Consider the following 22,982-nt stretch of genomic DNA (forward strand, 5'->3'; position numbering starts at 1 on the left):
CTTTTCTTTCATATCGTTTCCGGCTTTTTGGACATGTTTTTTATATTTAATATTAGAGGTCTCCTCCTAACCCTTTCAAATGAGAAGCGAAAACTTTTAACTCATTCTTGGATATTCCAGCTAACATGTTTTTAGAAGTTTGAGTCGCAGTAACCTTTGCTTCCTTAAACACACGTTCGCCGGCACTGGTGAGTTTCACATAGCTGACTCTGGCGTCTCTTTCATTTGCTTCTTTTACAACAAGCCCCATCTTTTCCATAGGAGAAATAATCCGGGTAATGCCGGATGCCGTTAAACCAATGCCTTCTGCCAGATCAATTCTCTTTAAGCGATTGCCGGGAACACTGCTTAGGATATGCAGGATCATAAAATCTGTAAGGCTAATTCCATGAAGGCTTAGGCCATCAAATTTCTTTGTGATGAGAGACTGAACTTTCAGTAGGTTTAATATAATATTGAGTTCCATATTTTAATTTGCATAACACTTGATTAGTCAAGTATCATGCAAATATAAAATAATATTTCAACATTTCTACCTCTACTTTAGACATGACCTATTTTCCGGGGAGGTCAGTTGATTTATTGTATCAGCCCTATGTACTACAGCCCAGCTGATTTTTTGAAATTCTACGGTTAAAGATCCTTTAGGTTTTTTGGTTTATGGACATAATGTTTTCTAGTTTATGTTTTAACCAAAGGAAAGGGTTCACTAGTGGGATATTTTTTGGTTAATTATAACCATTGGCAATATTTGCTGAATTAGGATAAATTTGCGCTAAATAAAAAGTCACGCTGCAATCATCAAATATAGACGTAAGCACAAGGAAAGGACAAATTAATCGGCCTAACCTAATACCTGTTAAATAATATGTTTTATAAATTACAACAAAATAAATTTATCCAATGGACGATTATTCATATCAGATACCTTGTTGCATTGGCATTCGTCCCTTCCGGATTTACAAAAATGGTTGGTGAAAGATTTACTCAATTACCTACAACCAGTACCATAGGGCAGTTTTTTGAAGTACTCTATCTTTCCGGTATCTATTATAACTTTCTAGGTGTCATGCAGATAATTACTGCAATCCTTCTTATGACGCAGCGATTCGCATTAATTGGAACATTTCTCTTTTTGGCCATAACAGCCAATATCTGGATGATTACAATTTCAATGCACTTTAAGGGTACTTGGATAATCACTAGTTTGATGATGCTTGCGGGTTTAATTCTCCTTTATTGGGATAAAAATAGAATCTCAGAATTGAATTCGGATTATGATTCACCAAAAAAAATGTATTCTCCAAAGGTATCAAGAATTTGGGTTAATGCAGGTATAATTTATATAAGCAGCCTACTCATCATTTGCTTTGTTGGTTCGAAAAACGATATGCTATCTAAAACCATTTATGTCATCGCACTATTTATTTTAGTAGCCACTACGCTTTACTCCAATTTTGTTTTCTGGAAAAAATCAAATTAAATAGAATTAATCCTTTTAAAGGACTTTCTGAACCCCAACGGAGTCATATTGGTCTTGGCCTTAAATAGCTTATTAAATGATTGTGAATGTTCAAAGCCCAGTTTATAGCCGATCTCACTGATGGTTAGTTCAGTTGTGGAAAGCTTTTCTTTGGCCTTTTCAATCACTTTCTCATGAATGATCTGCTGGGGCGTGTGCCCAGTCAAGGATTTGAGTAGGCTTCGCATATACTGTGACGACATATTGAGCTGCTCGGAAAGCAGCTGTACCGTTGGTAATCCACTCTGCATGATGTCTCTGTCTTCAAAACATTTATCAAGAAAAATCTCAAGCTTTTCTAAAAACTGGTGGCTCGCTTTCTTGCGGGTGATGAACTGACGCTGATAAAAACGGTGGGAGTAATTAAATAAGGTTTCCAATTGAGAGATAATAATATTTTGGCTGAACCGGTCAATATTTCCTTGATATTCTTGTTTGATATTTTCGATGATCTGCTGCATCTTCAATTCCTCGTCTTCTGAAAGGAAAAGCGCTTCATGCACAGCATAATCGAAAAACTCATATCTTTTGATCGATGTCGCCAGTGGCGAATCATAGAGAAAATCCGGATGGATCATCAGCATCCATCCGGAAGGATTTTTCCCTTGCTCTTCACGTATTACACTAAGCACCTGATGCGGTGCCATGCAGAACATCACTCCCTCATCAAAATCATAATCTTGCTGCCCATATCTATACTTGTGATCCATATCCCGTTTAACGGAAATTAGATAAAAATCGAAAAGCAAGCTTTGTTTTCCAATCCTCGTGTTGTCGGTCATATCTTCAAAATTTATCACGCTGATCAGTGGGTGCTTTGGAGCCGGCAATCCTCGAAGCTTATGAAATTCGGAAATGGTCTTTAGTCTTATCAGTTTATTATCGGACATGGCATTACAGCATTTTTAGTATATGTGGATCAGAACAAAAGTACAAATATTTAAAGCCCAGAAAAATAATATGAGCCTTTTAAATCTTCCAGTAAAGTCGGATGGACCGGGGTCCAGTCCAGCATTTCCCTTGTGAGCGTACTTGAACTTTGATTGTCGAGTTTTGCAAAATGCGTAAACCAGGAAAAATGCTGTTCAGCTTCTTCGGCATTCAGTGAAATGAGTGGGATGTTGAGACGCTCGGCAATTTCAGCAGCGATTGTCTTAAGCTGAATTCCTTCTTCCGCTACAGCATGATATCTAGTTCCTTTTTCAAATGGTTTTTCAAGGGCTAGGCGGTAAAGCTTTGCTGCATCTAGGCGGTGCACAGCTGGCCAGTGGTTCTTTCCTTCGCGAATGATGGCTGAGACGCCTTTTTCTTTTGCTATTTTTATAAATAATGGAACAAAACCTATTTCATCCCCCTCACCGTGTACTGAGGGAGATAATCTGATCACCGAAACATTTACGCCTTTCTCAACCTGATCATCCGCTGCATTTTCAGTAGCAATCCTTGGATGCGGATGGTTCACCACTCTGTCATTCTCCGTTGTTATTCCATCTTTTGAAAACAACGCGGTTCCAGAAGTAATCAAAAAGGGTTTTTCAGTTCCAACCAGCGCATCTCCGATAGCTTCGATCACTTTACTATCTAAAATGCACATTTCCGGGAAACGGCTAAAATCATGAACAAATCCTAAATGGATCACAGCATCGGAGAGTTTGGCTCCTGACTTTAGGCTTTCAAAATCCATCAGGTCACCAACATGGGGCTCTGCTCCTGCGTTAATTAATTTTTTAGCAGATTCTTCTGATCTTGCCAGACCTAGAACTTTGTGACCAGCTTTTAATAATTCCTGTACTACAGCTGTTCCTACGAAACCTGTAGCGCCTGTAACAAATACTTTCATATCCTAAACTATTTATAAACCAAAGTTCAGATTTGGCAAACTTACAAATGTATCCGAAAGTAGTTATGTTGTAGCCAGAACGATATTATTTGTATAAATATTTCGTCATCTCAGATATTTTATTCTCAAAAATGTTTTGTTTTGTACCATTGCAAAAATTCCAAATTCATTGATCGTTAGCATTTTTTTAATAGTCTTTATCTCCATTACGTAATATGCGCATATTGAAAGGAAAAAGTTACTCACAGGAGGAATACAATGTAACAAATGAAAGATCCCAGTTGTCATTATCCTAGTTTCACCATTTATAATATCCATATGAAAAGTTATTTCAAAATCATTTTACTCCTATTTACAAGCACATTGTCTCAACAGGTTTTTGCTCAAAGTACTTCGGATAGCATTGATCTTTTTATAAAAGAAAAGATGCTGAAGTTAAAAATCCCCGGACTTCAGCTTGCTGTTATCAGAAACAACAGCTTAGAAAAGCTGTCCGCATATGGTCTTGCCAACATTGAACATCAGATTTCCGTTGATTCCACAAGTTCATTTTCAATCAATTCCATGACCAAGGCCTTCGTGGGAGTAGCTATTATGCAACTACAGGAACAGGGCAAGTTAAAGGTGGATGACCCGATCTCGCAATATATCTTCGATATTCCTAATGAATGGAAATCGATTACCATCAGACAATTATTAAGCAATACGTCCGGACTTCCGAGCAATATAGACGATAAAGAGCAGGTTCTTGGTGATGGTACAGAAGAGAGAAACTGGGAGATGGTAAAGAAATTACCGATGCAATTCAAACCGGGGGAAAAGTTTAGCTATAATCAGACCGGATATTATATCTTGGGAAGAATAATCACTAAATTAAGTGGTAAGCATTTCACTAACTTTATCGATGATAATCAATTTAAGGTGGCAAAGATGAACACTACGCAGTTCGGCGACTCCAATGATATCATACCCAATAGTGCAGGTGCATATTCTACAATTGTCAATGTGGACGGTAAATGGATCAATGACGGCAAGCTTCATAATGCCTTTGCCACTTTCCCACTCTTCTTCAGAACTGCAACAGGTATAACCTCGACATCGGAGGACTTGGCCAAATGGCTGATTGCATTACAAAGCGGAAAGCTGTTGAAAAATAAGGGTAGCGTCCAGCAATTGTTAACTTCTGTAAAATTGAACGACGATCGTATTGATGGTTTTAACAAACTGACTAATGGCTATGCTTTGGGCTGGCCGACCGTAGTCAGAGATGAACATCCCGCAGCGGCTCCTGTCGGGGGAATGCGCTCTGCATTATTCGTCTATCCTAAAGATAATTTGTCGATAATCGTTTTGACTAATCTTCAGGGCTCTAATCCGGAATGGTTCATTGATGAGATAGCAGGATATTATTTCCCAGATATGAAAATAGCAAACGGTTTTGGATTGAGTAAAAATCTCAAGCTGCTACGGCAGGGACTTCTGAAAAATAATTTTCAAAATAGTTTCAAAATCTATTCTAATATCAAGCGTAGTAATAAAGAATTTGATTTGTCAGAAGACGAAATCAACTCGTGGGGATACCAGCTTATTGAACAAAATAAGAAAAAGGAAGCATTACAGATTTTTCAATTAAACACTTTGCTGTTTCCAAAAAGTGCCAATGTCTATGATAGCTATGCAGAGACGCTAGAACTACTCGGACATCGCAGAGAAGCCATCAAAAATTACAGCAAATCCCTGGAACTTGATCCCAAAAATCACAATGCTCGCCAATTTTTAGAAAGTAAAAGATGAGGAATTTCCAGATCAAAAATACATTTCACGGATTTGCTGAACTGTATATTCTATTTATATGATCAAATATTGATATTGCAAATTACAAAGATTTACAGTAGGTCGGTTACCTATTTTCATGAATTGAAAGATTCTGTTGTCATTTGTAAATTTCCTCGAAATTATCATATCAGTAAAGATCTTTTGCTATTCAACGTTCTTCGCTTCAAGAACTTAGAAAGTAGGACTTTCTACTTTTTTTATTATTTTTAAGTATGAAAGAACCCAATCCGAATCTTGGAAATGCTCAGGAGCTGACGATTAATCCAGTTCAAGCGCAGCTTAGGTCATTTGCCTACTTCTTGCCATTTGCGCTGGTCTTTGGTCTTGCCTTTTACGCTCTATGGCCGCAAAGGCTTTCCATTGCGAATTATAAAGCCGCTTTTCCGTCGGGTACAGCTGGGATTGCCTCGCTGATCCTCACTATTGTTGCTGGGGTGATTGTACATGAGCTTATTCACGGCATAACTTGGTCCAGATATGCCGCCTCGGGATTCCGGTCCATTCGCTTCGGCATCTTATGGAAGTCCATCACCCCATACTGTCATTGCAAAGAACCGCTGAAGGTGAGAGAATATCAGATCGGTGCTGCCGCTCCCGGTATTATCCTGGGCATATTACCTTCGGTAGTCGCCCTGTTTTTAGGCAATATAGTGTGGTTGGCATTCGGACTGTTTTTTACGATGGCAGCAGGTGGAGATTTAATGATTATACTTATGCTCAACAGGCAAGGTAGGGAAAGCTTAGTACAGGACCATCCCTCCAAAATCGGCTGCCTGATTTATCCCAAAGAGGGCCTGAACGGACAATAGAGTTGTCGAGCTTATCTGTCTCGCTTCTAAACAATCAGACGCGTATTTCTATTCGCCTGATTTTGCTATACTCATCATCTTCGTTTACCCAGTTTGGCCAGCAGCGTACTGGTAGCAAAACTAACCGATTTGACCAAAGCAGCGGTCGTAGCAGTTTGCAGTACATCGCCAGCGATATACCTTCGCAGGTTGCACAGACTCTACCAATAATTTTCTCAATTTTCCTTCTAGATGCATCCATTCGTTTTGGATTTCAATCAGAATAAGTGCCGATTTTTGTTTTGTTTATGCGTGCATAACGTTCATACTTAAAAATGTCAGAATAATACTATAGATAAAATTGAAATTGTATTTTTCATACTTTTATTGCTTTTAATTATCAATAATTGTAAATTATTTACAAATGAGCAAATCAGATAATAATAAAGACCTTTCATTTGAGTTTAATTTTTTAGATAAATTAGTTGTGGGAATTGGAGAAGTTGCACAAATAACAGGCATTCCGACAAGGCAAATACATTATTGGGAAGAAAAAGTAATTATACAAAGCCTAACGGAAGAGGAAGGTAAAAACAGATGATATAATTATGAGAACATCAAAAAAATGCTGCTCATAAAGGAAATGATTGATGATGGCTATACGCTCGATGCTTCCGCTGAAAAGGTTAAAAGGTGTATGGAAATGATTGAAGAAACCTTAAATAAACTTAAAGATAGTTAAAACCTTACATGGATTTTATACAATTATGGATACTTTCAGCATAATAATAAATGATAAATGTACTTACGGAAATAGCCTTATTTAAGGAGGGAATTGTAGGAAGATCATTGACACCTTCAAATTTTTTGTTCATCATCATAGAAAGCGGACATATAAAAATTGAGGAAAATGAAAGCAGCATAAAATACAGTAGAGGTAATATCGTAACGCTACGATAAGATTAATGTACGAGAAAAATTTGAAAGTTATTAAAGACTGTTTTCAACTTCAAATTGCTTCTTGATACGATTTCTTTTGTCATCCGCTTCGTAAACTACCTGATATAAACGCTGTTTATCAAGAGCAAGTTTATACCTTTCATCGATGGCAATCCTGAACTTTTGTTCGTTTTTTTCCTGCTCTATTTTCTTTTGCTGCTCAACTTCTTTTTTGGAAAAGAGATATAGATTTTTGAGAGCCATATAGTAATCAATCTCAGCTTGCTGGATCTCTTTACCTTTTTTTATACCATCAACATTTGCATTTTTTAAATCTTTGAGAATAACGTTGAACGCTGTTTCCTGTTGATCGATAATTAATAGGGCGCTGTCATAATCATGTTGGATCAAATAGTTCAGCTTAGCAGACTCCATACCTTTTTCACCAATCAAAATAGAAGTTGCCTGAACTTCCTTCTCGTCCATAATTTCTTTCAATTGAATAGCATTTTTATTTGTACATCCACAAAGAAATATAAACGATAAAACTGTTAATAAGATTATGCCCAATTTTTTTAAAGCCATACAAATGAAGTTGGTTTTTAAAGATCTTACGCTTTATTTTCTAACAATTACCATACCTAAGCGCTTAGTTGATTACTTTATATAGTCTAAAGTTTCCTAATTTCTTCACTACGAAGCATCCATATTGAACAAGCATGGTGTCCAGAATTTCCTAATGGCTCTTGAAGTAATCTAAAGCCCATGTTTTCGTACATTTTTATAGCATTTGAAAATTCCGGAAAGCTCTCAAGATAGATTTTATCATACCCTAGACTCTTTGCGCTTTCGATACTTTTATTCATTAACGCTTTACCAAGCCCAATGCCTCTGAACGCTGGATTGAGATAGAACTTAACCAGCTCTGCGCAGTACGGAGGCAATCCAGCAGTGGGATAAATCCCGCAACAGCCCACCACGACGCCATTTACCTCACCAACCCAGAGGACGGCACTTTCATTGCTGAAAAGTGCATATAAGTCGGAAGTGGTCGGATCGGAATAAACAGTTCCTTCTTTCGGTGCGTTGTGCTCTTCAAACACAGCTCGAATTAGTTTTAAAAGAGCATCGTTGTCCGATTTTTTTATTTTTCTGATGATTGTACCCTTCATACGCCGATATTAAGTTTATAAGATTAAAACTTTGCTATTGTCCGAAAAGTTTTCTAAAAAAGCTTGGCTCTTTGACGTTCGCCCGTGCGATTTTTAAGTTATCTTCTGTAATACGATTATAGAAAAGTCCAAGTGAGATTTCAAGATTTTTCACTGCCTCTGTGTAATGTCCGATATCAATTAGCGAAGTACCGATATGTTCATATAGTTCTGCCGCGATATCATCTGTAATTTCTTTCTGTTCCGGCAGCATGGAGATTGCCAATGTACCGTAATGCACAGTTTTTTCATTTTCAGTCAAGTGGTATGCGCTGTGTACGGCCCAGTAATAACACCAAAAATCTGTGTTGCCATGCCCAATGCTCTGCTCAAAACTTTCAAGAGCTGATTCGCTATCTTTCATATGCACTTCTAAAACATATCCCCTGTTGTACAATGCAACCTGAACAGATCTTGCCATTCCTTTTTCTAGCCCGAAATGTACTGCTTGATTGTAACATTCCAAAGCCTTTTCCCATTGTTTATCCCTTAAAAACGTTTCTCCTCTGCTTATCATCAAACTCGGATTGTCAGGCATAGCTTCCAGTAAGGAGTCAGCCTGTTCGGAATCCACCGAATTATTAACATCTAAGCCGAGCATAGACGCAGCTTTGGATTTAGATATGTAGAAATTGGTCACACAGCGTACAATTTCCTCGTCTTGAAGAAGTGGGTCACCTGGATTTACCGATTGATAGTATTCGAGTCCCTGGTCGGCCCAGTACAGCATTTCCTGATATTGACCAATATCCGAGTGGCTCAGACATACCACATCAATCGTGCTAATTAAGGTAATAAAGTCCATTTCTTCAGAATACGCTCTCAAAAGCTCTTCGCCATCGATAATAGCACTTTTAGGCATACCAGCACTCATATAAATGTACATTCTATTGAGAAGAATCACCATAAATTTACTTTGTGCTATGCCCTCGTTAACAATGGTAACAGCATCCTGATATTCCCCTTTAAAATTGAGTTCCCGCGCAAGATTATTACAGCACATGGCGAACGTATGCGGATCGTAATTAAGACTGTTCGTCTGCGCTGTCAAAACTGCCGCTCTAAAAAGTTGATAAGATTGGGTGTAGAACTGTATTTTTAGTTCGGTGAGCCGTTGGTTCTCAGCTCCGGACATTTCGGCATATTGCTTGAGAACATAATCGATTTCAACCCCGGCATTGTATAATTCCATAGCAGATTGCGAATCTGCAGAAGGATGAAGTTGCGAAAAATCCGGATAGTCGCTGTGTCTATTGATTATCCGGAAGATTCGTATCTCTAAGACTGGAGCGGATCGTAATTGACAGGATCTTTCGTAATAACGCAGAGCCCCATCCCAGTCTTCAAGCCAGTACAGTGCAGAACCAGCATTCCGGTAACAATGGTAATGCTCAGGATCAATTTTAAGCCCGCTAATAGCCCAGTCCAAGCATTTTTCTAACGCTTTCTCTCTGTCGGATTCAAATATTTCATTATAGTCGAGTGCTATAAGACCCAATATGGCACATAGATGAGGGTCAACGCTTGCCTCATTGAGGTTATTGATATGGTAAAATAGTTCATGAAGTTCCTCCAAATCATGAGGAAGAGCATATCCGTCCAGCCAAAATTTCGCAGCCAAGGCATAATTGCCTTCGGCAACTGCTTTTAATGCGTTCTGATGAAGTGTATCTTTCATTGTTGTGTATAATTATTTTAAATTCAGAGCGATTGACCACGGTGTGGTTCAATCCTAACGTACAGGCAATTGCCGCATTTCATAGAGCTTTGCTAAAATAGCGCTCTCGTATGCTGATTCCTTTGACGATTTTTTTCTGCCCTCCCTAAAATCCTCACTGATACGGTAGCTTTTAACCAAATGATTATTCTTTGCCCCAATAGCATAATGCCAATAGCTTCCCGTGGTGCTGGTGAAAATAACAATTTCTTCAAAGGACATAATCTTTTTTGTAGGAAATAAGGGCTTTTCTATATATACGATCCGATCTTCTCGGTCAAACACGTAACATATTTCGGCGCGTATAAAAATATCATAAAGGCTGTGTAGAATAAGATATGGACCAAGAACAGTAAGCAGAATGACCATTCCCCGGTTGATCTCACGAAAAAAGATAATGGCTAACAAAACCAGTGACAAAATTACACCAAGTGTCCAAACTGATAACTTAACGCTATGGCGGTTGGGCGTAAAACTAAAAATCCTACCGCTGTCAACAATTTTATACTTGCTGATTTCTGACATAAGGTTGTGTTATTTCTTCAATATCATTCAAAATATCCTGCATAGCTCGTTTTGACAGGCCTTGTGCAACGATAGCGAACTTCTCTTCACCTGCGGAAAAATAACGCACATTAAGTGATGTGTGGACGGGTATAAAGATGTAAATCAACCTGCTCATCTGGTAATGGGCAATATCTGAAAATGGAATACAGGTCTCTGCTTTTAAACCTCTTTTGATAAACAAAGCTTTCTCATCTAAGTCAATCACCATGCGCTCTGTATAAATGGATAAAAAACATAGTGCCGCGAAGATTCCAAAAATCCACATCATTGCTGCATTATTAGATGTGTATCCGAACCAGGCCAAGACTGTAAGACCAGCGACAATCAATATACCGAACCCATACTGCCGTTTAAGTATATAACGGTTACCCTCTTTCTTAAAATTTTTAATTGTATTTTCCATAGTTAATCAAGTTTAACACCGTTTACGTTTATTTCACTGCACCAAAGACGGAGGAACATACTATCCTCATCTATTTCTATAAAATACAAATAATGATGTGTTTTGTATATCAAGTAGATCAATATTACTACTTTAAAGCTATCGATTCCAATAGGTAATCTGTATCTGGATGTTTTTACTTGTTGTATGGTGGATTTGAATCCCTATTCGAAAAATTAAACCAATGATTTAATAGCTATATTTGCAAAAAGATATTGCAGCATTTTATGGATCACCTATATTTTACCAGACTGTATTTTTTCCGTGCAATATTAATCCCGCTGATGGCATTCACCACTTCACTGAAAGCGCAAGACTCAAAAATAGAGTCATTGGCATCCCAGGGATATTCGTATAGATTTACGGATAGTGCGAAAGCTAAACAAATGCTCAATAATGCGCTAATACTGGCCAGGAAATCAAATTCTAAAAAAGATGAAGCAATCTGTCTTGCCTTTTTGGCGTTAACTTATCGAAGACTGAATAGCCCGAAGGAATTTAATAACTATGCCGAGCAAGCCTACAAAATTTCCTCACAAACCAACGATGAGCGCGCAAAGGCTTACACTTATATGGTTATGGGAAATCTTAAATCATATTTCGATGACAATACAGCCGCGCTGAATTACCAGCTTCAAGCCAATACACTTTTTGAAAAGCATAAGAATTATGCACTGTGCGCTCAAATATGCGCCGATATTTCCTATAGCTTTTCCTTAAGTTCGGATGATCGGGTCGAAAAATATGTGCGCGAAGCTATGAAGCATGCGCAACAATCTTCAGATGCCGAAAGCATACTACATGCCCGATTGGCAATGGGCTCTTACCTGACAGGTTTGACAGATAAAGACCCAGATAACATTTCCTTATGGGAAAATTCTGTGAAATTTTTAAAACAGACCGCAGACTTTTCCGCAGAGAACGATAGCAGGATACCTAGTAAGAGTAACATCGCTATTTCTCATCTTAATCTTGCAGCACTGTTGATAAGACGGCCAAAACTGATGGATGGGATGTTATTTGCGCGACAATTGGATACGGCCATTGCCATAAGCAAAAAATACGGCGTGAAGGCTACTTATAGAAACAGCCTAGGATTGCGTGGAAAGTATTTATTATATCAGGGCAACTATAGCAAAGCCAAGAAATTGTTTCTGGACGGAATTGCTTACCAGCTTCGGCTACCTTATAAAGACCATGAAATATTAGCCCAGTTTTACGCCAGTCTCAAAGAAGTCGCTGCAAGGGAAAAAGATTATTCTTCTTATTATCTCTATGACCAGTCTTTTAGCAAATATAACCGCCTTACCTACGATGAAACAATGCAACGGAATTTGCAGCTTGCGGAAATAAAATTTGAATCTGCTGAAAAAATCCGTAAAATAAAACAGTTAGAGAATGAAAAATTGCTTCAGGAAAAAAATAAGAATCTTGGATATGTAATTTCACTGATCTTGTTTGTTATCGTTATTTTTATCTTCATTTCTTTTTATTATAGAAAGCGATTTTACCAGAAGCAAGCTGATAACTTGAAGCAGCAGCAAATAAATGACCAACTCAAGCTCAACCTGCTGGAAAAGGACAGCCTTGAAAATCTATTGGCAAAGCTTTCTTTGGAACGGCGGTTTCTTCAGTCTCAGATGGACCCTCATTTTATTTTTAATTGCCTTGCAAATATTCAGAGCATCATCCTGAAAGGTGACCGTACAAAAGCGCTCACCTATCTTAATAAATTTGCACGGCTAACCAGAGAGACCTTGTATCATTCCAGAAAAGAATCAGTAACCTTGGAAGAAGAGACAGAAAACTTGAAAAGTTACATTGAATTGCAACAACTGAGGCTTAACCATTCATTTGATTATAGGTTCGAATTTTCAGATGAAGTAAATATGTACGAAAAAATACCACCCCTACTCATACAACCTTTGGTGGAAAATGCGATCGAACACGGGCTAAAACCGTTGACACATCGAAAAGGAAACCTAGTTATAACATTCACAAAAAAATCATCGGGGCAGGTATTGATTTGTGTTATCAGAGACAATGGAATCGGAATGGAAGCTTCCCAAAAAGGGAAAAACAAAGACAAACATGATCCATTGGCTATAAAAATAATAGATGAAAGACTGGCACTGTATGCAAAGAATGACTCAGACAAACTTATTCCTCATTTTACAAAACAAAGCTCTGATGAGGGATGCACAATCACTATCAATATTCCAATAGTATAAAAATGTATAAAGCAGTTATTATAGAAGATGAATATCATCTGAGAGAGGCCCTTTCTATCCTTCTTGAAATGGTCGCGTCTGACAGAATACAGGTGATTGGTTACGCCGAAGGGCTGCCAGAAGCCGTCAAAATTATTGACCGTTTAAAGCCAGACCTAGTTTTTATGGATATCATGCTGAAAAACGGAACCGGTTTTGATGTTCTTGAACAGATTAACCATAAAAACTTCCATCTTGTTTTTACTACGGCTTATGAGGAGCATGCGATAAGGGCATTCAAATTCAATGCTATCGACTATCTCCTGAAACCAATAGACTATGATGAGTTAAGAGAGACGCTTGATCGTATAGCACTCAAAAAATCGGATTACATGGATTTTCAAAATGTTATTGCTCCTTCTTCTAGCATCGCCAAGAAGCATGATAGAATAGTGCTTCCTACCATAGAAGCTATGCATGTTGTAAAACTCAAAAACATTATCAGGTGTGAAACCTCAGGTTCTTATACAACATTTATTCTCAAGAACGGGCAGCAAATTATTGTTTCCAAACCATTGAAATATTATGAAGATATACTTATTTCACCCAATTTTATACGCGTACATCAGTCGCATTTAATCAATACAGATTTCGTCACAAGCTTCTCTAAGGATGGGGTTATAATGATGCTGAACAATGATACAATCCCTATATCCCGAGCTAACAGAGAACATTTCTTTAGAATCATGAAAAACGAAGAGGATTAGACTTCAAACTGGATAAAAATCCAACCTGCAGAAACGCAAAGTCATCAGCACAGAAAAAAAATCTGCTGACAAAAAATTCGGGCGTTATGATAGTTTTGTAAAAAAAAATCAGATTATGACTAGCAAAACTGCAGCAATTTTATCTTACATCACCATTATCGGATGGTTAATAGCGTATGTTAAAAGGAATGATATCACTCCTAAAAATGATCTTGTAACCTACCATTTGAAACAGGGTTTTGGCCTCTTTATCACTACAGTGATATTTAATTTCAGCATGTGGTTTGTTCTTTTATTAGTTCCTTCACTCTATTTTATTAATTTTATTGGAATCGTACTTTTCATTCTTTTTATCATCGGAGTCATCAATGCTGCCGGTGAAGTCAAGAAACCTCTTCCTTTGATTGGTAAACTTTTCGAAAACCAGTTTAATTTCATCGAGCAATAACTTGTGAATAACCGAAATTAAACATCAGACATAAAAATAAGATGCATTTTCTAATCTCCATTATTTTTTTAATATATAGATGTTGCTACTCTTTTTACTGAAACCAAGCTTTTCATAGAGTCCGATGGCAGACGTACGGTGTTCTTCGGTAAATAGCAGCACTTCACTCAGTTGCTGTTCGTTGGAGATGGATAGTAGTTTTTCGATAAGTCTATTTCCGATTCCCATTCCACGATAGCCCTTGTCTACCACAACATCTTCAATCCAGCCTTTCCTACCTGAGATTACGTGGTAGACTGCCATGGAGGCAATGCCGACTATTCTGTCTCCGATAAAACAAGCTAGTAAAGTTACCTCGTTGTTTTGAATTAAAATTTCATCCAATTTCGATTGTGTTTTATTGGGGCTCAATTGCTTAAACAGCTCAAAAATCTGATTTTGGACATTTCCATTGATATTGGTATTGTTTAAAACTACTATTTTTATCATGTTAAAACGCTATTTCTTCTCATGCATTATTACGTTGACTGTTTTCAGATTCCCCACTACATCCATTCAACTTTAAGAAATAAGTCAACAGAAAATTTAAACTAATCTTTAGGGGCATATAGTATAAAGATGCGCGAATTACTGGGGCTTCCCGATAACAAATGCTTTAAGTTCTGCTATTTTTCCCTCTTCGAATCTCCAAATGTCGCAATAATAGAAATGCTCATATTCTCCGGCCTTGTTTTTCAATCGGATTTCTCCGGTCACTGTAACAAAATCCTCCTCCTCAATCGTCTTCTCTACGTTGAAAACTGGCGGTTCCTCATAAAACTCCTCCATATAAGTACGGACTTCTTCCTTACCATTCAGCGTTCGCTCACCGACAAATACCCACTTTGTTTGATCAGTACAGTAGGCTAAGAACCCTTCATGGTCTCCTTTGGATACAAATTCATTGGCTGTGTGTAAAATTGATGCATTTTTCATGTTCGTATATCTTTTTGCTATTATCCTATTGCATTATTAAAATAGGTCAATCGACCTAATACAAATATAGGTCATTTGACCTATATAAAAACATTTTTTGATATTTTATTTTTAAATTTGTCGAATGCATAAAAAGGAAGAGCGGTTACACCAGATTTTATCCACAACAATAGCGATCCTAACTGAACAGGGAGCCGAAAAACTATCGATGAGAATGGTTGCTAAACATGCTAATATCTCGCTCAGTAACCTTCAATATTATTATAAGGATAAGGACCTCCTCTTCATTGCCACAGTTGAATTTTACTTTGAAAGCTGTAAAAAAGAACTTACCCAGGCCATAAAACTTTTAACCGAGAATAGCGTGCCCGATAAAGATACTTTTTTGGAAAAGGTATTGAGCATGTTATTAATTGATAGCAAATCCAGCCATCAAACATTGATGTTTCAGGAGATATGGACTTTGGCAGCTAGAAATAAAGATTTGCAGCACGCAGTAGAAGCATATTATAAGACATACTGTCTTTGGATGATTAATTTGGTATCCAAATTTTGCCGCAAGCCTGACGATGTTGTGAACTTCCTTATTCCTTTTGTGGAAGGTTATACGATTGTTCATAATGTAATCCCTTTGACTAAAGAAAAGGTGATTACAATGATGTTACGGATAATCTCCATCGTGGATGAATAAAGATGTAATACATATTACTGGTTAAATGTGACGATTCGATCATGTTGAGTTGTACCTATATTGCAGGTCAATTATTGCCATCAGTTTTCGAAAAAGAATAGACATTTCAAAAATCAGCGCCAAGAAATTTTTGATTTTTTGGCGCCGGTCTATCGTTCATAATACGAAGCTAAAAATAATAATCGCTGCGACTAGCTATATAAATAGACAGCTCGATTACTGACTAAGGATTATATACTCCGTTAAACAGCACAACCCTCCATCCGTCTGGATCTTCATACGTCACACTTTTATCTTTCCAGTAAGGATTTTCAGGTTCGACAGCGCCAATTCCCGCATTCTTTAAACGCTCATTTGCGCGTTTATAGTCGTCTTTATTATCGTAGTAAAGGACTAGTAGGTTTTCTTTCGTCGGCTCAGGTAAAGGAAACTTTTCCGCTTGCTGGGTAAACTCCAGATGATAGGTTTTGTCAGGCATACCCAACATCACACCATCGTAACCCAGATGATCTTCAAATTTTCCAATTATTTCCATTCCCAGGATATCATTATAAAATTTAACTACTTCATTCAAGTTGTTGGTAGGCCGCGCTATTCTGAACTGTACGGCTTTCATCTTGTAATTTCCATTCGAAATTTGTTTATCTAGCTGCTGGGTGCAGGATGCAGCAAAAGCTAAGGCAGTAGCAGATGCCATTGTTATCAATAATTTTTTCATAAAATTTGCTTTAATTTCCTCCCACAAATTTCCAAATGAAAACATATTTAAACAATCACGGAAGTTCCGGTTATGTTGTCAATTTTTCGGTTTTTTATGATAATGTATGGGAGAAACTCCTTTTGCGGCTTTGAAAAAACGGGAAAAAGAAGAAGTGGACGTAAAACCAAGTTTGTCAGAAATATTTTTTACAGAAAGCGTAGAATATTTTAAGAGTAATTCCGCTTCGAGCATAATCCTGTTTCGAATAAGAGCGAGAGCAGATACCCCGGTCTGATTTTTCACGCACTCACTCAGATATTTTGAAGATAGATACATGAGATCTGCGTATTCTTTGACTGTTTTGTATTGATGAAAATTTTTATCTACCAGTTTCCTGAACGTATACATGATTTGATACTGCCGATTAATTAACTTGTCCGAATTTAATAAGCACATTTCACATACTCTATTATAATCGTATAGAAGCTGCAGGATATATAGCCTTGATACTTCAAGACAAAATGGTGACTGATTTTCTGTTTCGTCCTTTATCTTCGCGATTTTATACGAGAAATCCTGAAATTTTGTTTCTTCCAGATCGAATATCGGCGGATAATCTGGATTAATCAGCAGCAGCTCTTCCATGACCTCACTCTTTACAAATCCTGTCTTGACAAAGTCGGATTTAAAAAACAAAAAATCAGCAACAAAAGGTTCTGAAAAATTTTTAATGGAAAATAGTGTTTGTGGAGGAATGATGGATATGGTAGATGAACTTATTGAAAAATCGTGGTGTCCAACAGTAACATTGCATTCGCCCCGACTGCATAAAACAGCCAGGTAAAAATTCAACTTGACGGCGTCAATAGCATACTTATAATCCTTTAAACTGATCACACAACAATTTACCTCATCTGCATCACTTTGCAGAAGACCAAAATATTCACTTAAAAAATCTTCGATAAAAATCATACCGTGCACCCGACTCGCTTTTTCGGCCGTTTAAGCCAACCTCTTTTTACATGTAAAATTACATATATTAAAATAACCATCAAATACGCACTTATATGCCACTCGCTGCAAATGTAGCATCGTTCGTACTACCTGCTCTATTACGTGCAATTCTTTACCCGAATCTCGTTGATTTGCCAGTCCGATTCTTTTAGTATATTTACTATTCTATTGAATAGGATGGTATTAGATTCTGAGCTTCAATAGGGAAGTTAACGCGTATAAATCAAAGAGAAATGTTTACAGTAGAACAAATTGAAGCTGCTCACAGTAAAGTGAAATCAGGTGCAGACTTTGCAGCCTACATTCAGGATATCAAAAAATTGGGCGTTACCTCTTATGATGTTTTTGTTGCCGATGGACACTCGGATCATTATGGCAATAATCGCTATAAAACCAGTTCTCCCGGCAATCACGAATTCTTAACAATCGGTTCGAGTTTTTATTCCGAACAATTTAAACAAGGATTAAAAGATCACCAGCAAGGCAAAACAGACTATGCAAGTTTTATGAAGATGTGCGCGAAATGTGGTATCGAAAAATGGACTGTTCTTCTAGACAAGTTGACCTGTGCATACTATGATAGTGCTGGAAATGAAGTTCTGGTAGAAGAAATACCGCTTTAATTATTGTTTACGCAAATCCTTCATGCCCTTTTCTTCGGACCAGATAGGTATCTGCTGCCCGGCATCTTTTCGCATCGAAATAATAAAAGGCCATTCGTATTCCTTGTTATGGGTATTTTATAGAGATACATTGACCATCGCGATACGTTTTAATGAGTTGGACAGGCCCATTTTCAGAATAATTCCATTCGCCTGTTCGCTTACCGTTGATATAATGCCCATCTTCGACCATATTTTTATTGAACATAATGTCATACCGTTTTTCAATCCAATAGCCATTTTTCAGGTGATCTTTGGTTAGGCCCTTTAGCTGGTAATCTCCCCATTTTTTATCAACCGATGGCGTGCTTAAGTAATCAAGGAACAAACCATCCTTAACCTCATACTTCAAAGCTTTATCAGCTTTTTCGGTTTTTAAATGAATAGTGACCAGACTTTGTTTAATCTCGCTGTAACGCCGGTAGGTTTCTTCTGAATGAAGTACCTCGTAACATAACAAACTCGTGTATTCTATAAAAGGTAGCTCATTAACAAGCAGAATTGCCTGATAATCTCCATCCTCATAATCTACTCTCAAATAGAAAGCTTTAAACGTTGTGCCGTCGATAACCAGATCTTTGTAATTATAAAATTGCAGCAAGGTGTCATTAGATGAAACAAAAAGATCCCACATAAATGGTCTTTCTACATCTCTTTCTAGAGCACACTTTAATCTCTTTTTCAACGCACGGATGCTATCTGGTGTTGTAATTATTTTTTGAATAGCGCCTTTCTCAATACTATTTATTAAAATTGAATCACGACCAAAAGATGTATTACTATTTTGGGCATGGTGTGTAAGACAGAGGAAAAATAATATGCAGGTAATAATAACACGTAACATAGGCATGGCTTTATTCTAGTTTCTATACATATTTATTTTTAGTGATTGCCACACCTATATTGCTGCAGTATTTCTTTTGCCATAACTTGACTATCAGCAAGTAGATTAACCTCATGCTCTTCTAAATATTTTCTTACGTTTTCTTTCATATATCATTAGTTCTTTAAAAATTCAGTTCGTATAACAATACGTATCAGTATTGTTTATTGTTATTGATGGTAGATCTATTTCTAAGTGAGTTGAATAAGACTCTTCAAAACATTTGGGATTCCCAAGGTCAGGACGCCAGCATACAAATGCGGGCGTTAATCCAACATGAATTTTACATTCAACCTTTCTCTACTAGAACTTTATCACTTCCGGATAATTTTCGTAATGCACAGTGCTGAGCATGTAAAGGAGTATGTTAAATGGTTTAAAGTTTACTTATCATGATCCAGTTCAAAAAACCACTGTAAAAAATCGGAAAATGTGGTCCATTCCTGATCAAAATCACCCCTATTTAGTCTATCGCTATTTGCGTCATACACCAAAACGACATGATTATTAGATTTATCATAAAGCAAATAATGCTCATAGTCAAAATCCTGTAGGGAAATGTAATTGTTCGGTATATCGCCATTTTGGATCAAAGATGCGGTCACTCCTTCTTCATCGTCTATATCCTGTATAATATCAAACATGTAGCCGAGTTTCCCATCGAGGTCACCCCCGTAAACACTCATAAATTCATAAAAATCTTCAAACTTATCTAGGCTATGTCTCCGCAGTATTTCTTTTGCCATAACTTGACTATCAGCAAGTAGCTTAAGCTCATGCTCTTCTAAATATTTTCTTACGTTTTCTTTCATATATCACTAGTTCTTTAAAAATTCAGTTCGTATAACAGTACGTATCAGTAATTGTTAATTACTCTCTATAGTACGTTTTTTTATATTTAATTTCTACCGCAAAACGCGACTCATCTTCCAGAAACTTAATTTTCTTCTAGATACAAACCCCAGCTTTTGATATAAGCGTATCGCATTCGCATTATCAGAAGCAACGTCCAAATAGGGAATTTTGGATGTGTTAGATTCTAAGTCAATTGGTTTCTCAAGAATCATCTGATTGCATACAAGTTCACCATCAATTTTGACGTTCTGATCAATCTTAGGCTCATCGCCAATTAGGAAAAAATAGTCTGTGAATGAAGCATAATCTGCTATATTGAGCGCAACCGATTTGTCAGTAAATACCCCTCCAAATGGACAATAAGCAGGTTGGTAAAACTTTAGGCCATCATAATTAACTGCGAATTCCTCATGTGCTTCATTTAGTGAATACCAGGCAGGGTTATCTAATTTAAAAGTATCCATTTTAATATTTTTCATTACTTCAAATTACCTAATTTAAGAAAATAAAGTAATCTATTAATATCCTGATAGGTAAAAAATGATCTTAATCCATTTCTTAAACCTGTTTAAGTTTTATCAAATTATCTTTATTCAACTTTGCACTACTCAAACAATGAATTATAAAATCAAATATGAGCATAACAGGAGGAAAACAGAAATATCTTTTTAACTACGAAAAATAGACAAAATGAAACAACGCATCAACATTAAGGAATTGGAACCAAAAGTGTATGAAATCTTATATGCTATGGAAAAATATTTATCAACTACAAACCTAAGCGTAAACCTTCGTGAGCTAATCAAGATTCGGGTTTCGCAAATCAACAAATGTGCTTTTTGCATTGAGATACATACAAAGGATGCCAGAAGATTAGGTGAAACGGAATCTCGTATCTATGCTCTGACAGCATGGAAGGAAAGCCCATTGTTTAATGATGAGGAAAGAGCTGTTTTAGCATTGGCTGACCAGGTAACAGAAATTTCTGAAAACGGAGTATGTGAATCCGTCTTTCAAGAAGTTCAGAAATATTTTGACGACCATCAGGTCGCTCAGATGATTGTTGCCATCAATCAGATGAATTTTTGGAACAGAATTGCGGTATCTACAAAAATGTTTCATAGCTAAACATTTTCGAATTTTGCTTTTTTTGGATATGAGAATAAGGCGTACGTTGTAGTGCGCCTTATTTGTTCCTATTTATTGTTCCGTTTGCCTAATCGTGCAAGCACCCTACTCGTGGCTAAACTAGGATAAGATACATCTAAGCCGTGCTGCTCATGCAGGCGCTGGTGGATAAGTATGGCACTCAGCCCCATTTCCTTATATGTCTGAATGTCATCGAGATAATCGTCCAGCAGCTTTGGTCTTACCTAGGACAAAGGTTCCTCTTGGCCACGCTGAAGGGTTTCTATATCCGTGAAACGGTCTTGCGGCACACCAAAATTCTGAGGCTATCTCCCGTATTGATTTCTTATGGGATAACAGTGTTTCTATCGTATTATACATTGACACTTTCTACATAATGTCGGACTTTAATACTCCGACAAGTTAAACCTTAATCAAAAACTTATGGTAGTGGCATTCTAGTGAGAAAATATGGGGGTGTTTTAATGATAATTAACATAAACTGTGTCAACCAATTTAATGGGCTCGGGCCACTCATCTATCGGTGTGGTGCTGTCATCCTAAATAAAGAAACTTAGAGTTTTTGGACCTCTTCGACAGAAAGTCCTGTGCCCTTGGCAATATCAGCTATAGGTAGCCCCATTTCCTTAAATGCTTTAGCAGTCTCAAGAGCTTTTTTACGCTCTCCTTCTGCTAGGCCTTTAGCGTGACCCAAAGCTTCTCCGGATTTCTTGGCCGAATTAAATACGCTCTCAGCATCACGCTTATGTTTTAAACTTGCTTCGTATGACATTAGTTCTTCCTCCGTTAATTTGCCTATCTCTCCTATCTCAAAGATAAAACCAAATATTCTTTTATCCAAAAATGATGGTAATCTATCCATGGTACTCAAATGTTTAAGTAAGTACAACCACTGATCCATAACTGTCTTTAGTTCTTCTGGCTGTTTATTAAATAATGGAAGCGAAATCATTTTATATCCCAATTTATCATAAAATATCTCTTTGGTCAATTTGTCACACAGCGCCACATCATAGAAATAAGGCCGCCCTGTGACACGGGATACACCAGAGCTTCCATTTCTATCCATGTCAAATTCCAAAATACCACTAAAGTAAACCTCTGGTAGGTAATAATCACTCCCCTTCTTACCTCGTGCTAATTGTTTATTGACAAAATTTCCAACCGAAATCGGTACGTGGATCTACATACCTACCCAAATGTTTTTTTGATCTAGCCATATTATTTATTAATTGGTTATCAAGTAAATATACAATAATAAATTGAAAAATACTAAAATAATTAGCGCAAAAAAAACATGCTTGGTTACCATTGCTATAGTGCGTGTGAGATTTGTCCCATAATCAATCCCCTTCGAATTATTGAGAATTTTAGCTATTGATTGATAACTTTATACTCGGAAATTGTCTTAATGGTATTTTTCCCTGCAGATTGAAACTCAAAGAAATATGCATAATTTACTTCTTTTGCTTTATATTTAATCGTTCCATTACATGCACCATATTTACCGTGGCTTAGAATTTCATCTATATTCAGTTCGACTACATTAATAAAACTATGTAAGTATTTTACAAATTCATCATCAGTTTCTATATTTCTATTGCCGATAATTTTGAAAGTAAATTTGTCTTCAAGCATTTCATTAATTTTTTGCCAATCTTTTTTATAAAAGGCAACTACAAAATCCCTAATAATTCTTCTTTTGGGGGAATTATCGCAATCTTTAGGAATATTCAGTAAAATCTCTTTTTTTGATTTCATTTTGT

Annotated in this window: 27 protein-coding genes; 10 read left to right on the forward strand and 17 right to left on the reverse strand. The window is 37.0% G+C overall.

The features are described 5' to 3' along the window. Positions 1-52: 52 nt before the first annotated feature. Positions 53-466: a MarR family winged helix-turn-helix transcriptional regulator gene (locus J2X77_RS16795; protein WP_209579637.1), complete on the reverse strand. Its 414-nt coding sequence runs from the start codon at positions 464-466 to the stop codon at positions 53-55. A 402-nt stretch (positions 467-868) separates the two neighbouring features. Between J2X77_RS16795 and J2X77_RS16800 the strand changes: the two genes are divergently transcribed. After that, positions 869-1,483: a hypothetical protein gene (locus J2X77_RS16800; RefSeq protein ID WP_310081735.1), complete on the forward strand. Its 615-nt coding sequence runs from the start codon at positions 869-871 to the stop codon at positions 1,481-1,483. Here J2X77_RS16800 and J2X77_RS16805 read toward each other — a convergent pair. Together J2X77_RS16805 and J2X77_RS16810 are read right to left on the reverse strand one after the other, a co-directional pair. Next, positions 1,480-2,412 carry a helix-turn-helix transcriptional regulator gene (locus J2X77_RS16805; protein ID WP_310081737.1) on the reverse strand — a complete coding sequence of 311 codons (933 nt, stop codon included), beginning with the start codon at positions 2,410-2,412 and terminating at the stop codon, positions 1,480-1,482. The genes J2X77_RS16800 and J2X77_RS16805 overlap by 4 nt on opposite strands. A 50-nt stretch (positions 2,413-2,462) precedes the next feature. Further along, positions 2,463-3,362: an SDR family oxidoreductase gene (locus tag J2X77_RS16810; RefSeq protein ID WP_209579632.1), complete on the reverse strand. Its 900-nt coding sequence runs from the start codon at positions 3,360-3,362 to the stop codon at positions 2,463-2,465. A gap of 318 nt (positions 3,363-3,680) precedes the next feature. Here J2X77_RS16810 and J2X77_RS16815 point away from each other — a divergent pair, with 318 nt between their 5' ends. The 3 genes from J2X77_RS16815 to J2X77_RS16825 all read left to right on the forward strand — a co-directional run bounded on the left by J2X77_RS16815 (position 3,681) and on the right by J2X77_RS16825 (position 6,587). Continuing rightward, the gene (locus J2X77_RS16815) at positions 3,681-5,156 is read left to right on the forward strand and encodes a serine hydrolase (RefSeq protein WP_209579631.1); all 1,476 of its coding nucleotides are present in this window, start codon (positions 3,681-3,683) and stop codon (positions 5,154-5,156) included. Between the two features lie 254 nt (positions 5,157-5,410). Next, complete coding sequence (locus J2X77_RS16820) at positions 5,411-6,007, forward strand: DUF3267 domain-containing protein (RefSeq protein ID WP_209579630.1); 597 nt, start codon at positions 5,411-5,413, stop codon at positions 6,005-6,007. Positions 6,008-6,410: 403 nt separating this feature from the next. After that, positions 6,411-6,587, forward strand: coding sequence for a MerR family DNA-binding transcriptional regulator (locus J2X77_RS16825; RefSeq protein WP_293887475.1), 177 nt, complete (start codon positions 6,411-6,413; stop codon positions 6,585-6,587). Between the two features lie 389 nt (positions 6,588-6,976). Here J2X77_RS16825 and J2X77_RS16830 read toward each other — a convergent pair whose 3' ends face one another. From J2X77_RS16830 to J2X77_RS16850, 5 genes are all read right to left on the reverse strand, one after another. Beyond that, positions 6,977-7,510, reverse strand: coding sequence for a hypothetical protein (locus J2X77_RS16830; RefSeq protein WP_209579629.1), 534 nt, complete (start codon positions 7,508-7,510; stop codon positions 6,977-6,979). A gap of 86 nt (positions 7,511-7,596) precedes the next feature. Next, positions 7,597-8,097: a GNAT family N-acetyltransferase gene (locus J2X77_RS16835; protein WP_209579628.1), complete on the reverse strand. Its 501-nt coding sequence runs from the start codon at positions 8,095-8,097 to the stop codon at positions 7,597-7,599. Positions 8,098-8,131: 34 nt separating this feature from the next. Continuing rightward, entirely contained in the window at positions 8,132-9,814 is a 1,683-nt protein-coding gene (locus tag J2X77_RS16840; RefSeq protein WP_209579627.1) for a tetratricopeptide repeat protein, read from the reverse strand. A 54-nt stretch (positions 9,815-9,868) separates the two neighbouring features. After that, entirely contained in the window at positions 9,869-10,378 is a 510-nt protein-coding gene (locus J2X77_RS16845; protein ID WP_209579626.1) for a hypothetical protein, read from the reverse strand. Continuing rightward, on the reverse strand, positions 10,356-10,823 hold the full coding sequence (locus J2X77_RS16850) for a hypothetical protein (protein WP_209579625.1): 468 nt from the start codon (positions 10,821-10,823) through the stop codon (positions 10,356-10,358). Before J2X77_RS16850 ends, J2X77_RS16845 begins: the two co-directional genes overlap by 23 nt. Positions 10,824-11,089: 266 nt before the next feature. Between J2X77_RS16850 and J2X77_RS16855 the strand changes: the two genes are divergently transcribed. The 3 genes from J2X77_RS16855 (at position 11,090) to J2X77_RS16865 (ending at position 14,287) form a co-directional block, all read left to right on the forward strand. Then, positions 11,090-13,093 (forward strand): sensor histidine kinase, encoded by a 2,004-nt coding sequence (locus J2X77_RS16855; protein WP_209579623.1) that lies wholly within the window; start codon positions 11,090-11,092, stop codon positions 13,091-13,093. A 2-nt stretch (positions 13,094-13,095) separates the two neighbouring features. Then, on the forward strand, positions 13,096-13,839 hold the full coding sequence (locus J2X77_RS16860) for a LytTR family DNA-binding domain-containing protein (protein WP_310081741.1): 744 nt from the start codon (positions 13,096-13,098) through the stop codon (positions 13,837-13,839). A gap of 115 nt (positions 13,840-13,954) precedes the next feature. Then, entirely contained in the window at positions 13,955-14,287 is a 333-nt protein-coding gene (locus J2X77_RS16865) for a DUF4870 domain-containing protein (RefSeq protein ID WP_209579620.1), read from the forward strand. A 60-nt stretch (positions 14,288-14,347) separates the two neighbouring features. Here J2X77_RS16865 and J2X77_RS16870 read toward each other — a convergent pair whose 3' ends face one another. Together J2X77_RS16870 and J2X77_RS16875 are read right to left on the reverse strand one after the other, a co-directional pair. Then, positions 14,348-14,776, reverse strand: coding sequence for a GNAT family N-acetyltransferase (locus J2X77_RS16870; protein WP_209579618.1), 429 nt, complete (start codon positions 14,774-14,776; stop codon positions 14,348-14,350). Positions 14,777-14,914: 138 nt separating this feature from the next. Further along, a complete protein-coding gene (locus J2X77_RS16875) occupies positions 14,915-15,262 on the reverse strand; it encodes a nuclear transport factor 2 family protein (RefSeq protein WP_209579615.1) in 348 nt (115 codons plus the stop codon). 124 nt (positions 15,263-15,386) lie between these two features. On the opposite strand from J2X77_RS16875, the gene J2X77_RS16880 reads away from it, so the two are divergent. Then, entirely contained in the window at positions 15,387-15,953 is a 567-nt protein-coding gene (locus J2X77_RS16880) for a TetR/AcrR family transcriptional regulator (RefSeq protein WP_209579613.1), read from the forward strand. Between the two features lie 223 nt (positions 15,954-16,176). Here the strand turns inward: J2X77_RS16880 and J2X77_RS16885 are convergent, their stop codons facing one another. Both J2X77_RS16885 and J2X77_RS16890 read right to left on the reverse strand, forming a co-directional pair. Then, positions 16,177-16,671 (reverse strand): VOC family protein, encoded by a 495-nt coding sequence (locus J2X77_RS16885; protein WP_209579611.1) that lies wholly within the window; start codon positions 16,669-16,671, stop codon positions 16,177-16,179. 78 nt (positions 16,672-16,749) lie between these two features. Continuing rightward, positions 16,750-17,625 carry an AraC family transcriptional regulator gene (locus J2X77_RS16890; protein ID WP_310081744.1) on the reverse strand — a complete coding sequence of 292 codons (876 nt, stop codon included), beginning with the start codon at positions 17,623-17,625 and terminating at the stop codon, positions 16,750-16,752. Positions 17,626-17,900: 275 nt separating this feature from the next. On the opposite strand from J2X77_RS16890, the gene J2X77_RS16895 reads away from it, so the two are divergent. Continuing rightward, positions 17,901-18,290 (forward strand): DUF1398 domain-containing protein, encoded by a 390-nt coding sequence (locus J2X77_RS16895; protein WP_209579607.1) that lies wholly within the window; start codon positions 17,901-17,903, stop codon positions 18,288-18,290. Positions 18,291-18,396: 106 nt separating this feature from the next. On the opposite strand, the gene J2X77_RS16900 is transcribed toward J2X77_RS16895, so the two are convergent. From J2X77_RS16900 to J2X77_RS16910, 3 genes are all read right to left on the reverse strand, one after another. Next, positions 18,397-19,173: a hypothetical protein gene (locus J2X77_RS16900; protein ID WP_209579605.1), complete on the reverse strand. Its 777-nt coding sequence runs from the start codon at positions 19,171-19,173 to the stop codon at positions 18,397-18,399. Positions 19,174-19,595: 422 nt separating this feature from the next. After that, positions 19,596-20,024 carry a hypothetical protein gene (locus tag J2X77_RS16905; protein WP_209579604.1) on the reverse strand — a complete coding sequence of 143 codons (429 nt, stop codon included), beginning with the start codon at positions 20,022-20,024 and terminating at the stop codon, positions 19,596-19,598. A 93-nt stretch (positions 20,025-20,117) separates the two neighbouring features. After that, on the reverse strand, positions 20,118-20,531 hold the full coding sequence (locus tag J2X77_RS16910) for a GNAT family N-acetyltransferase (RefSeq protein WP_209579602.1): 414 nt from the start codon (positions 20,529-20,531) through the stop codon (positions 20,118-20,120). Between the two features lie 226 nt (positions 20,532-20,757). On the opposite strand from J2X77_RS16910, the gene J2X77_RS16915 reads away from it, so the two are divergent. Then, positions 20,758-21,195, forward strand: a complete 438-nt coding sequence (locus J2X77_RS16915) for a carboxymuconolactone decarboxylase family protein (RefSeq protein WP_209579600.1) — start codon at positions 20,758-20,760, stop codon at positions 21,193-21,195. A gap of 574 nt (positions 21,196-21,769) precedes the next feature. On the opposite strand, the gene J2X77_RS16920 is transcribed toward J2X77_RS16915, so the two are convergent. Together J2X77_RS16920 and J2X77_RS16925 are read right to left on the reverse strand one after the other, a co-directional pair. Beyond that, positions 21,770-22,399 carry a PD-(D/E)XK nuclease family transposase gene (locus J2X77_RS16920; RefSeq protein ID WP_209579707.1) on the reverse strand — a complete coding sequence of 210 codons (630 nt, stop codon included), beginning with the start codon at positions 22,397-22,399 and terminating at the stop codon, positions 21,770-21,772. Positions 22,400-22,590: 191 nt separating this feature from the next. Beyond that, positions 22,591-22,977, reverse strand: a complete 387-nt coding sequence (locus J2X77_RS16925; RefSeq protein ID WP_209579599.1) for a hypothetical protein — start codon at positions 22,975-22,977, stop codon at positions 22,591-22,593. Positions 22,978-22,982 lie beyond the last annotated feature (5 nt).

Source organism: Sphingobacterium sp. 2149 (assembly GCF_031455655.1).
Taxonomy (GTDB): domain Bacteria; phylum Bacteroidota; class Bacteroidia; order Sphingobacteriales; family Sphingobacteriaceae; genus Sphingobacterium.